10 protein-coding genes are annotated in these 11726 nt (G+C 62.4%); 8 read left to right on the forward strand and 2 right to left on the reverse strand.

Translation table 11 applies throughout. The features are described 5' to 3' along the window. Together MFF62_RS27160 and MFF62_RS27165 are read right to left on the reverse strand one after the other, a co-directional pair. Positions 1 to 1650, reverse strand: coding sequence for an FAD-binding protein (locus tag MFF62_RS27160; RefSeq protein WP_238266348.1), 1650 nt, complete (start codon positions 1648 to 1650; stop codon positions 1 to 3). Between the two features lie 14 nt (positions 1651 to 1664). Further along, positions 1665 to 2303 (reverse strand): 2Fe-2S iron-sulfur cluster-binding protein, encoded by a 639-nt coding sequence (locus MFF62_RS27165; RefSeq protein ID WP_238266350.1) that lies wholly within the window; start codon positions 2301 to 2303, stop codon positions 1665 to 1667. A gap of 294 nt (positions 2304 to 2597) precedes the next feature. On the opposite strand from MFF62_RS27165, the gene MFF62_RS27170 reads away from it, so the two are divergent. The 8 genes from MFF62_RS27170 (at position 2598) to MFF62_RS27205 (ending at position 11471) form a co-directional block, all read left to right on the forward strand. Beyond that, complete coding sequence (locus MFF62_RS27170) at positions 2598 to 4103, forward strand: DASS family sodium-coupled anion symporter (protein ID WP_238266351.1); 1506 nt, start codon at positions 2598 to 2600, stop codon at positions 4101 to 4103. Between the two features lie 308 nt (positions 4104 to 4411). Further along, on the forward strand, positions 4412 to 5359 hold the full coding sequence (locus tag MFF62_RS27175) for a lactate/malate family dehydrogenase (RefSeq protein ID WP_238266352.1): 948 nt from the start codon (positions 4412 to 4414) through the stop codon (positions 5357 to 5359). A 729-nt stretch (positions 5360 to 6088) separates the two neighbouring features. Further along, positions 6089 to 7147 (forward strand): helix-turn-helix transcriptional regulator, encoded by a 1059-nt coding sequence (locus MFF62_RS27180; protein ID WP_238266353.1) that lies wholly within the window; start codon positions 6089 to 6091, stop codon positions 7145 to 7147. Positions 7148 to 7285: 138 nt separating this feature from the next. Further along, on the forward strand, positions 7286 to 9631 hold the full coding sequence (locus MFF62_RS27185; protein ID WP_238266354.1) for an MAP7 domain-containing protein: 2346 nt from the start codon (positions 7286 to 7288) through the stop codon (positions 9629 to 9631). Positions 9632 to 9644: 13 nt separating this feature from the next. Further along, positions 9645 to 9806, forward strand: coding sequence for a hypothetical protein (locus MFF62_RS27190; RefSeq protein WP_238266355.1), 162 nt, complete (start codon positions 9645 to 9647; stop codon positions 9804 to 9806). A gap of 475 nt (positions 9807 to 10281) precedes the next feature. After that, positions 10282 to 10560 (forward strand): hypothetical protein, encoded by a 279-nt coding sequence (locus tag MFF62_RS27195; RefSeq protein ID WP_238266356.1) that lies wholly within the window; start codon positions 10282 to 10284, stop codon positions 10558 to 10560. Between the two features lie 290 nt (positions 10561 to 10850). Beyond that, positions 10851 to 11231, forward strand: coding sequence for a hypothetical protein (locus MFF62_RS27200; RefSeq protein ID WP_238266357.1), 381 nt, complete (start codon positions 10851 to 10853; stop codon positions 11229 to 11231). Between the two features lie 72 nt (positions 11232 to 11303). Further along, on the forward strand, positions 11304 to 11471 hold the full coding sequence (locus tag MFF62_RS27205; RefSeq protein WP_238266358.1) for a YMGG-like glycine zipper-containing protein: 168 nt from the start codon (positions 11304 to 11306) through the stop codon (positions 11469 to 11471). The last annotated feature ends 255 nt before the right edge of the window (positions 11472 to 11726 follow it).

The raw sequence follows: 11726 nt of genomic DNA on the forward strand, positions 1-11726 counted from the left end.
CTACCTGATGCCGCCGACCGCCCGGCCCCACGCCCCCGTGCCCAACCCCGCATCGACGCGCAGATCGAAGTTCGCGTAGCCAGGGAAGAGCTGGGGTGCCTTGACATGAAGCGGCAGTCGGGCCAGCGTCAGTTCGCGCTGCCAGGCGTGCACGTGGCCGATGCCCGCACGCGCGGCCATGGCGCCGCGCCCGGCTTGCGCCGCGCTGGCCCCGGCGCGCCTGCCCATGCTCAGGATATCGAGCAGTGCGTTGCCCATCAGCCGGTTGCGCCCGTGAATCCCGCCCGTGATCTCGCCCACGCAGTACAGTCCTGGCACGTTCGTCATGCCGTTCTTGTCGATGGCAACACCACCGTTCTGGTAGTGCAGGGTCGGATAGACCAGGAAAGGCTCCTGTGCCGCATCCTGTCCGCACTTGTGCGCGAGATGGCGCAGCGTCACGAGCCGGCTGGCAAGGATGCCGGGGTTCTCCATTTCCAGCGTCGGCGTGTCAAGGAAGACGCCAACCTGGCCGCCCCGCTCGATTCCGCGCCCCTGCGCGCATTCGCGCAGGATCGCCGAGGCCACGATGTCCCTCGGCTTGAGTTCCTCGACAAACCGTTCGCCCTCACCATTGATCAGCCTTGCTCCGGCCGAGCGGGCAGCTTCCGATATCAGGCCGCCCGCCAGGTGCGGCGGGTAGGCAATGCCGGTGGGATGGTACTGGAACGAATCGAGCTCGCGCAGCCGCGCGCCGATGCGATAGGCAAGCACCAGGCCATCCGCAGTGGCACCGTAGTGATTGGACGTGGGGAACGCATTCAGGTGCAGACGCCCCGCCCCCCCGGTGGCAAGAATTACGGCACGCGCGCGTACCAGGACGAAGGTGCGCCATTCGAGGTTGTAGATCACCGCGCCGGCGCAGCGCCCCCGTTCGTCGGATAGCAATTCGACCGCAGGGCAGCGGTTCCACACCGCGATGCCGGGTTCCAGGTCCACCGCCTCGCGCAACACGCGCATCATCTCCAGCCCGGTGTAGTCCCGGTAGGAGAGGATGCGCGCGGCCGACGCCCCGCCTGGCTTCTTGCGCAGCAGGTTGCCGCCCAGCGGCCGGTCCTCCTCCTGGTCGAACATCATTCCCAGCCGAATCAGCCAGCGAATCACGTCGGGCCCGTCCATCACCATCTGCGCGACCAGTTCGGGCTCGCCGCAGAAATGCCCGGCGCGCAAGGTGTCCTCAAAGTGCAATTGAGGACTGTCGTCTTCGCCGATGGCCGCCTGGATGCCGCCTTCGGCCATCACAGTATTGCTGTCACCCAGGCGCAGCTTGGTGGCGAGAATCACCTGCGCGCCTTGCGCAGCCGCGGTCAGTGCCGCCGCACAGCCACCACCGCCCCCGCCGATGATCAGCACATTGGTGGAGACAAGTTGCGCTCCAGCAATGTCGACGTCGTCGATCAGCGCGTTGGCTTGCAGATATCGGGCGAGATCGGGCTGACAGGGTTCACCGCGGTTGACGCCTGCGCCCAGCAATACACGCGCATTGGGGCCGTGGTCGGGGTGATAGCCCTTGAGCAGTGCCTCGACGGGGGTGTCGTCGCCGCGCATCGCCAGCGCCGAACCGGGGCGGTAGCGCTTGCGCGCGTCTACGTAAGGAATGCCAGCCGGCATGATGATTGGTCTGGTCAGCGCGGCGGCTGCGCGCCGGCCGCGTCGAAATCGATCTTCATCGCCCCGCTCTCGATTTGCTGCAATCGCAGCATGAGATTGGCCGGCCGCAGCGTTTGCGCCGCGATCATCCGCCGCACGAACAGGCCAAGATGATTGGGCCGGATGTGCTCGGGGCAGGCCAGCGTGCAGAGGTTGCACATGACACACTCGTCGAAGACCTGGGCCGATGCTGTCAGCTTGCCCTCGACTGCGAACTTCACCCCGTCCTGGACATCGAGCCCCTTCGGGCAGGCGCGGTCGCATCCATTGCAGTGGCGGCAATGGGCAGCTTCGGGGAACACTTCGGAAATGGTCCGCAACGCTTCCCAGCTGTCGCCAATCTCCTCGATCCGATAGACATGCCGCTCCGAGGCTGTGAAGTAGTCCAGAAATGCGACCTGCATACCGTCCTCGACCAACGTCTCACAGGCAAGAGCCGTGCGCACATCCCGTTCGCCGCTGCGCTGCACCATGACACGGCACGAGCCGCATACCCCTTGGCCCATGCAGCCCACACCCTCGACAAGCGTCTCTCCTGCCTGCAGAAAAGCCTGCAGGATGGAGCAGTTTGCCGGCGCTTCAAGCTGCCGTCCTTCGATGCTAAGACGCACCATTGCGCACTTTTTAGTAGCGGCGGCGGCCAACGCACACTGGCGCCCTGGCCGAAAAGGTCATATAAAACCATAGCACACCGATGGTCTTTGCCTAGGGGAAGCCGCATGAAGACGCGATGGAACCCGTTTGCGCAGGCTCGGCGCGATCTTTCGGCGTCATCTCTACGATATTCCCGATGATCGCCGCGCCGCTTCTGCCTTGACCCGAAGCGCCCAACCCATGCTGGCCCACACCTTGCGCCGCCGCAAGCCGGCTGCAGCCGTTGCACCAACTCTTTCGGGAGGGATCGCAAGATGCTCACAAAACTAAAAGCAACGTTCCGCTACTTCAATAGTGTGGTTCCATTCCGACTGGGCCCCGCCCTGATCACCACGGTCGTGCTGATCACCCTTCTGCTGCTGCCAGTGCCGGAGGGGCTCACGTCCAAGGCCTGGGGCCTGGTTGCGATCTTTCTCACAACGATCGTTGCGATCATCCTGAAGGTCATGCCAATCGGGGTGATGGCGATGATGGCCATCGTGGTTCTCTCGCTGTCGCAGGTCACCTCGACCTCGTCAAAGGGAGCGATCGCCGATGCGCTGACCGCCTTCGATAATCCGCTAATCTGGTTGATCGTGGTGGCCATCCTGATCTCCCGCGGCGTAAAGAAGACCGGCCTGGGCACCCGTGTCGGTCTGATGTTTATCTCCCTGATGGGGAAGCGAACGATTGGCATCGGCTATGGCCTGGCCACCTGCGAGCTGGTGCTGGCGCCGTTCACACCAAGCAATACCGCGCGCGGTGGCGGCATCGTGCACCCGATCATGAAGTCGATCGCCAATGCGTTCGACTCGGACCCGGCCAAGGGCACCGAGGGCAAAGTCGGCACCTACCTGGCGTTGGTCAACTATCACGCCAACCCTATCTCATCGGCGATGTTCGTGACCGCCACCGCCCCGAACCCGCTCGTAGTGGACTACATCGCCAAGGCGAGCAATCAGAATTTGCATCTGAGCTGGACGAGCTGGGCGCTGTGCATGTTGCTGCCCGGTCTGCTATGCATGCTGGCGATGCCGCTGGTGATCTTTGTGTTGTCGCCGCCGCAGCTCAAGGCCACGCCCAACGCGGTGGAATATGCGCACGCCGAAATGGCGAAGATGGGCCCAGTGTCGCCGAAGGAATGGGTCATGATATTCACCTTCGCGCTGTTGCTTCTGCTGTGGGCCAATGTTCCGGCGATGGTGTTCGGTCCATCCCTCACGCTGGATCCAACGGTGGTCGCCCTCGTCGGCCTGTTCGTGCTGATCATCACTGGCACCCTCGACTGGGATGACGTGCTGTCTGAGAAGAGCGCCTGGGACACGCTGATATGGTTCGGAGCGCTGATCATGCTGGCCGAGCAACTGAACAAGCAAGGGGTGATCGGGTGGTTCTCGAAGGACATGAGCGACGCGATCGTGGCCAGCGGCATTGGCTGGGGCGGCACAGCCGCGATCCTGGTAGCGGTCTTCGTTTTTTCGCACTACTTGTTCGCCAGCACGACGGCGCACATCAGCGCGATGATGCTCGCCTTCCTGACGGTCGGCGTCAATCTGATACCGCCAGCGTATGTGGTGCCGTTCATGCTGCTTATGGCGGCCGGCTCGGCGATCATGATGACGTTGACCCACTATGCGACAGGCACCTCCCCGATCATCTTCGGCAGCGGATATGTCTCGATGGGAACCTGGTGGCGCGTCGGTTTTGTGATGTGCGTGGTGGAACTGCTGATCTTCGCCGTAGTCGGGAGTGTCTGGTGGAAGGTGCTTGGCTTCTGGTGAACACAATCGTACGACGCCCGACGAACCGCTCTTGATCACGCATGCATGTCCGCGGTGCCTCTCGGCGTCGCCACGATCCGCTTACCGAGACGCCGACGTAATTCCGTTCAGCCGGACGTGGCCGCAGTAGGCCCTCCTTCGGTGGCGCCGGCACGACGGTGGCGCTTCTACCAGAAAGGCCTATGAAACGATAGAAAATGTACAAGTTAATCGCCTGATCTCGCGCTTAATCACGCCACATCTGCTTGGCGGCCACGGACTGGCGCCTGGTTCAGGTGTTCGACTATCCACACATAGGAGAGGACGTTATGCGTCAGCCCAAGATCGTCGTAGTCGGCGCGGGACTGGTTGGCGGCTCTGCGGCCCTGTTTGCGGCGGTGGCCATCCCGAGCGCGGAAGTTGTCATCATAGACCTGGAGCGAATCCGGGCCGAAGGGCAGGCGCTGGACCTCGCCCACTCCGCGGCATTCTGGGGAAACAATCGCTTCTATGCGGGCAATTATGAAGACGCGCAAGATGCGGACGTAGTCGTCATTACCGCAGGCGCCGGCGTGAAGCCAGGACAGACCCGCCTGGACCTGGCCAAGACCAATGCCGCCATCGCGACAGAAATCGTCGACCGCATCGCCCCGCTGGCCCCGGAGGCAATCTACGTCATCGCGACCAACCCCTGCGATGTGTTGGCTGGTGTCGTCTTTGACCGCCTACGCTGCGCGCGGGAGCGCATCATCAGCACCGGCACGTCGCTCGACACCGGACGCCTGCGGTCACTGCTCTCTGAGCGTCTTGGCATCGTGGCACCCGGCATTCACGCCTACGTTATCGGTGAACACGGCGAATCCGCAGTGATCGTGTGGTCCGGCGCAACGGTCTCCGGCATGCCCCTCGAAACGTTTCTCTCAAGGACCGGCAAGGAGTTAGGGCCTGCCAGCCGCGACCTCATCCTGCGCTCCGTGCATGAGGCCGCCAAGCTCATCAAGGAAGGCAAGGGCGCCACCCACTATGGCATCGCCAGTGCGATTGGGCGGATTTGCCAAGCCATCGTCCACAACACCGACCTCATCCTCACGGTCGGCACTGTGCATCCCGAAGTCGAAGGCGTACCGGAGGTATGCCTGTCGCTGCCGATGGTGGTCAATGGCAGCGGAGCGCAGCTACTGGCTTATCCGGAACTCAATCCAGCCGAGCGCGAAGGCCTGCGGCGCAGTGCGCGCATCGTCAAGGAGGCAACCGACAGCGTACTTATAAACCGATAACGCAGGCTCAAGGCTCTCTTTGCTCGCCCCCTCGTCGTCGCGGCCGGCATGTACCCCGGTCGCGCTTGACCGATTTCGTCAGCCTCGTGCGTCCAGAATGGTCCGGACTTCCGGCGTTCACACATTCTCGCTGAATGGCTGCAAAGGGTCGGAGGCAGCCAACCCAACAACACCTCTAATCACGATATTGGATGCGGCGCAGTTTCGTTTCTGCTTTCCGTTGGCCCGATCGTACAAAAGTCCCGAGACGCTCCCTAGGAATAACAGCGATCTGATCGCAAGCACCGCGCTTTCATGTAGGCAGAAATGCTTGGTCTGTCGACCAGCCATCTCCAATTCGCGCGCCAAGGGCGATCTGAGCTGCAAAGTCGTGACGCGCGGCGCCATGCCCCGCTAGGCCAACTTCAAAACACCAAGAGCTCACTGATCCTGCCAACTGGGCACGCGATCCGCTTCAGAAGAGCCTTAAACGTCTCCTTGCGACTTAGAATTGAATACGTTCTTCAGTCCCGCCCTCAACATGTTGCATGGACACAACCGAACAGATCCCCTGTAAGCGGGGGCTGTGAGTCGAGGCACGCGGGGTTCTGCTACGCTTGCCTGACTGCCACGGGCTAGCAAAGATGGCAGACGCATCTGGCCAGGGAAAGCCTCTTCATATTTGCTTTCGAAGCGGGTATCAGTCACACGGGGAGCGTGACGTTGTCATCGATATCGTTTGGCCGCGCCATGGACGCGGTGGCCTCTATTGGCGAAGAGAATCCGCCGTGGGCCGACATTCTCCATGCCTCTCGCGACCTCGTGGGAGCAGATTCCGGATCGCTGATCATGTTTGACGGCGAAGGCGACCTCCTGCATGTCGCCCAGGTCGGCTTGGCGCAGGATACGGTCACCGCCTATTCGACGCACTATCACCGGCTCGACATGCTGGCACACGTCGCCATGCGGCAGGACGCCGGCAACTGGCTGGACAGCGACGAAGCGCTGCCACGGCAGGCGCTGCTGCGTTCCGAGTTTTATTCGGACTACCTGGCGCCGCACCGGCAGGCGCAGATTCTCGCACTGATGATCGAGCGGAACGAGCGCGGCCTATGCGCCATGAGCTTCCAGCGTTCAAGCGTTGAGCAAGGTGCCCGCCAACGTCTGGCTTCCGGCGAAGCAGGTATTTTCGTCGGCGCCTTCCAGCAAGCACTGGCAGCTAGGCAAAGGGACCAGACGACGGCGCTGCACGCGCTGGACAACACCTTTGGTGCCATGGGCGAAGGCGTCTGCCTGGTGAATGCCCAGGGCATGGTCGCCCACCAGTCCGCGTCCTGCGCCGGACTGCTCGACGATCGACAGGGCCTGCACGTTCGGCATGGCCACCTTCATCATCGCAATGCGATGATCCGCTGCTACCTGCTACGCCAGATCGAAAGCACGTTGTGCACGGGCGAGCGGACGAAATGCATCGTCAAGCTGGGCTGGGGCGAGGCGCTTGCGCTGGATATCACCCGTGCGTCTCGCCAGTGGACCCTCGTCGGGTCGCCGCTCGCGCTGGTCAGGATGACCCACAAGACCGTCGACACCGCCGTGGACACGGATGCGCTGATGTCCGCCTTCTCACTCACGCCCGCCGAAGCACGCGTACTGGCCGGCCTGGCCGCCGGCCATTCGCCGACCGAGTATGCCGAGACTAACGGCGTCGCGGAAAGCACCGTGCGCAAGCAGGTGGCCACCTTGAAAGACAAGCTCGACTGCCGTCGCACGGTCGACCTGGTTCGCCTGGCGCTTCTGGCACAACGCTAACGCTTCAGGGCACCGCCGGCATCCTCAGAATTGAGGATGCGCGAGCAACGCGACCTCGATACAGTCCGGCCGATCCGCGCCTGCCCTCAGAGGCAGCGCGTCACAAAAACGATCGGGTCGGCAGGTAGCGAGGAAAAAATGAAGCAGAAAGTGCATTTCGGGAAGTCGGGGGGGAAGACGGTACTAATGTGTCTGCCGGTTGTCGTCGCCAGTACGGTGATGTCGCCTGCCGGCGCCACGGATTGGGCGGCGCTGCAACGCGGGTTCGAAGCGCTACGACCGCTGGCCCAGCAGATGGATCGCGACAGCGAGAACCGTCGCCGGCAACAGGAGCAGGAGGAGGCCCGCAAGGAGGCCGAGCGCCAGCGCAAACTCGCGTCAGAGGCCCAGGCAAAGTCTGCCGAGGCGCAAAGGGTGCGGGAGGATCTTGCCAGGCGAGAGGCCGCCACCCAGCGCGAGAATGCCCTGCTCTCGCCGCCGCCGGAATGGGCGCCCTACCCCGTCCTCAATCGCCGGGTGTTCGAGCGCAAGGCAACGCTTGGCCCGAATGCTGCGATTCAGGTTACCGCGAGATCCCAGGTGGCATTTTCCGACGATGGTTCGCTCGCCGCGTATGTCAATGGTCGCGGCGAGTTCGTCTTGCGGAAGCTCGCCAACGGGGAAGAACAGGTGCTCCGATCCGACTTTCCGCTGGACGACATCTATTTCTTTCAGATCCTCGGCAACCGGTTCATTGCCACCTCCGGTACGAATCCCGAGGTCTTTGACCTGACCGGCAAGTCGCTCGCAGCCTCGTACCGGCAGAGCGCAGCAATGGTCGGCAACCGCCTGGTGGTGGTGGACTATGCAAACACGGGCGGCCTGACGTCCGCATGCAAATCCGTGTCGGAATTCGATGCCAGCGGGGCGCTGCTCTCACGCGTCGATGTGTCCGCCGAAGGTTACGCCGCTTGCCACGTGAGCACGGAAAGTACTTCCCAAGTCCAATTCATCGCGCAAAGCAAGGACAGTGGTGCCATTCATTACTACGTTGGCGGTGTCAAGGTATCGGCCGTCAACACCGCTGGCACCCACATCAGCCCGCTTGCCGATGGAATGGCTGCAGCCTACCGGTACAAGGACGCCACGTCGGAAGGCGGCGAACTCTGGGATCTTCGCGCCGCGAAGAAGCTGTGCGATCTGCCGAAGGACACCATCCTTTGGGGAAGGAAGGGGCGTCTCCTCCAGTGGAAGCCAGCGGCGGTCCTTGATCCGGCCAGTTGTGGCCTCACGAGCCTGCGCAGCGGCAATGTGACGAGCATCGATGACGACTACGTCACCACCTTCGACGAAGATGCTGCGGCCGTCAGCATCTTCGACACCAAGGCGATGCAACTCGTCAAGCGCATCACCGTCCCGAAATCGGGCAAGATGGCGGCCCGGCGTCTCAAGGGGACCAGCACTGTCGCGGTCGGCCCCGCATATTTCGGCAACGAGAGCGGGGGCGTGACGCAGGTCTATGACATCAAGACCGGCAATCTGCTCCAGGAAGCGCCGGGCTGGTTGAACCACACTGGCGCCGTCACGTCGGACGATATCAAGGCCGACAAGAACACGGCGCGCACGACGAAAATCTGGCGGCTACAGACGCAGACGGCCAATGCGGACTTCACGAAGTTCGTAGAGTCGCTCAAGCGGGACAAGTACGAAACGTCCGCCGAGTATCGCAAGCGCGCGGAAAAGGCTTCCTTCCCGTACCAGCTCGATATTGACGTGAAGGACTACCACGCCGACGGTTCCTACTTTGAAGCGGTATACCAGGGCGTGTCCTTCGGCGTGCCAATGCCGCCGGCCCAGGCGCGGAAGCTCGATGGCCAGGCCAGATTGACGGTGTCCGGACAGTTGCGCATGCTCGACGACGAGTTCGTTATCATGCGAAACGCGACGATTAGGACGGCGGACGGGACGACCGTCGCGGTGCCGGAGACAAAGGTACCTGCGCGACGCACGCCCTCTGGCGCCGGCGAAGCGACGCTGAAAGGCGGCATGCAGCTTGCCAGCGCGGGAGCGAATGGCGGTGCCGGGGGTGCCATGGCTGTCAAGACTGGCGGCAAGGCGGCAGGCTCATGCACCGGCGACTTCGGCTATATGGCCTCCCAATTGCCGGCCTACACCGACAGCAACCTGGCGACAATCCGGAGCTCGCTGCTATCGCAGAACGTCATGAGCCTAGCGGCGGAACTCAAGGGGCAGGGGCGGACGGTATCGGCACTCGATGAGCCGATCGCCGAGGGAGAGCGCGTAGCCGCTGAGGCCGAGCAGACGGCCAACCAGACCCACGGCGGCAGCGGGCCGTCAAGCATCCAGCAGGCCAGGAACGGCACCCTGCCGCTGTCGTTCCAATGCACCGGCATCCACAACAGCGCGGTCTGCGCCTACATCATCAACAAGTGGTCGGCCCAGTTCTATCGCGAGGCGAAGGCCCGGCTGAGCCAGTGTGCCTGATCAAGGACAGTCGATGATCCACAACCTGCTATCGATCGGACGGCGCGTTTCGTCGCTGGTGTGCTGCGCGGCCTACTGCCTCGCTGCCAATGAAACCTTGACGCCAATCTCGGGCGATTTGCTCGTCGGCGCGGGGCCAGTGCGTATGACGACGTCGTACGCGCTCGCGCCGTAAGCTTCGGCTCGCCGAGCGTCGTTCGCTAACGCGCCGGCGCCAGTCGGCGCCCACCAGAGCAAACGCCCGCTGAACGCGGGCGTTGTTGTTTTCGCCATCCGGCACCGGTGTCACCCGGCGCCGCTTTATCCGCGCGGGCCACGAAGCCGAACACGATGAGGTGGATCGTGGCGGGAAGCTCTCTATCGTTGCACGAGCAGCAGTGCGAATCGTTGGTTGTGGGTCACCGGATACGCAAGAACAAGAGATGCTTCAACGCGTCACCAATGCCTGGAACCGCCGGATGAGGCGTTGATCAGGAAGGAAGTCGATGGCATGCCATCGATATGGGTCGGACCTCGGCGTCAAGTCGCTCGTGTCCGCTACCCAGGTGGTGGACAAGGCTTCTGGCGGCGGCCGACGATAGGACCTTGGTCCAATGGCAGTCGAGCACTGATCGGACTACCGTTTCCGAGGTCAACTATGGAGCAATGACATGAAGCCTGTTGCCATCTTGGCCGCCGTGATGTTTGCAGTGTCCGCACCAGTAGCCATCGGGCAGACCACTACCTCAGCGACTACCTCGGCGAAATCGCAGCCGCCCACCGATGAAATTGTCCACATGCGCCAGGAGATCTCTGCCGCGCGGAAGGCCTACAACACCAAGGTTTCGGAGGCAAAGAAGGTGTACGACGAGGCAAAGGCCGCCGCGGCGAAGGAGCGCGATGCAGCGATCTCAGCCGCACGTGCGAACGCGAACCAGAAGAAGTCGTAGAGATCCCCGCCTTGCAGGCGGCGTGCCGAACACGCTGCCTGGGCAACCGGAACTTCCTGCTCACCGCGATTCGGATACCGCTATGCGGTAACTTCTCTGCGGTCGCGTCTGAAAAATTTGCTGCCTCGATTCGATTTTCCCGCCGTGAACGCGCTGTTAATGTCAGTCTGCCATGGCTTGGGAGGGCGACACCGCCCCAACATTCACAGAGGTCGCATAGGCGGGAATAGAGACTACTATTAACAACCGCACTGCTGCGTGGGATAACAGCAACGCTGAGGGTGACCAAAATGGCGAGAAGACTGAACCAACTCGCAGTGACGGCTGCGGCACTGATAGCACTGTCATTGGCGACTAACTCCCGCGCCGATGAAGTCCCGCTGATTACCGGCAAGCAGTGGACCGACTCGTCTGAACAGACAAAAAAGGCTTACCTTGTCGGTATTGCCAACGTGGTTCAGGTTGATATCGCCTATCACGAGGGCAAGCCGCCGCCCGACGGGCAAAGCATCGTTCCTCGCTTTGCAAGGGGGCTCAGGGGCCAGTCGCTCGACTCTGTGCGCCAGGGCGTGGATCGCTGGTACGCGGCGCATCCTGACCAGTTGCAGCGGCCGGTCATTGAAACGATCTGGTTCGAAATGGTTGTTCCAGGTCTGCAAACCAAGAAGTAAGGTGACGTCATGAAACGACTCCAACTGATTGGTGCAATGCTAGTGGCCGCCGGCGCAGCAGGATGCACGAATATGACTCCGCAGCAGCAAGGCACCGTGACCGGTGCGGGCATTGGTGCCGCAGCGGGTGCGGGCATCGCGGCCATTGCTGGGGGTAGTGGCTGGACTGGCGCCGCGATCGGCGCCGTAGCCGGCGGCGTAGCGGGCAACATCAAGGGAAACAAGCAGCAGCAGTGGTAGATTGCCCTGCCGGGTGGGCTACTACGACCTTCGCGCCTGCACGCAGTGGACTAGTCGCGGTCGGAGCCAAATATTGTGGACGGGTTCATTGGTGTTCATGGGCGAATACGCGTTGGACGCAATAACAGATGGAATGTGCCGTATTACCTCGACGTCGGGACCGGTTCTTCCCGATATGCGGCGCAAGCGTCTGGAGGCGCCGCAAATGCGGCAAAGTGGGGGGATGTGCAACTGAATTATCGCTACCTGACTTAC

This window comes from Cupriavidus pauculus (assembly GCF_022179805.1).
GTDB lineage: Bacteria > Pseudomonadota > Gammaproteobacteria > Burkholderiales > Burkholderiaceae > Cupriavidus > Cupriavidus pauculus_E.

Coding starts and splice junctions, on each gene's coding strand:
- MFF62_RS27165 (WP_238266350.1), bottom strand. CDS start 2,303: ATGGTGCGTCTTAGCATCGAAGGACGGCAGCTTGAAGCGCCGGCAAAC.
- MFF62_RS27160 (WP_238266348.1), bottom strand. CDS start 1,650: ATGCCGGCTGGCATTCCTTACGTAGACGCGCGCAAGCGCTACCGCCCC.
- MFF62_RS27170 (WP_238266351.1), top strand. CDS start 2,598: ATGCTCACAAAACTAAAAGCAACGTTCCGCTACTTCAATAGTGTGGTT.
- MFF62_RS27195 (WP_238266356.1), top strand. CDS start 10,282: ATGAAGCCTGTTGCCATCTTGGCCGCCGTGATGTTTGCAGTGTCCGCA.
- MFF62_RS27175 (WP_238266352.1), top strand. CDS start 4,412: ATGCGTCAGCCCAAGATCGTCGTAGTCGGCGCGGGACTGGTTGGCGGC.
- MFF62_RS27190 (WP_238266355.1), top strand. CDS start 9,645: ATGATCCACAACCTGCTATCGATCGGACGGCGCGTTTCGTCGCTGGTG.
- MFF62_RS27205 (WP_238266358.1), top strand. CDS start 11,304: ATGACTCCGCAGCAGCAAGGCACCGTGACCGGTGCGGGCATTGGTGCC.
- MFF62_RS27200 (WP_238266357.1), top strand. CDS start 10,851: ATGGCGAGAAGACTGAACCAACTCGCAGTGACGGCTGCGGCACTGATA.
- MFF62_RS27180 (WP_238266353.1), top strand. CDS start 6,089: ATGGACGCGGTGGCCTCTATTGGCGAAGAGAATCCGCCGTGGGCCGAC.
- MFF62_RS27185 (WP_238266354.1), top strand. CDS start 7,286: ATGAAGCAGAAAGTGCATTTCGGGAAGTCGGGGGGGAAGACGGTACTA.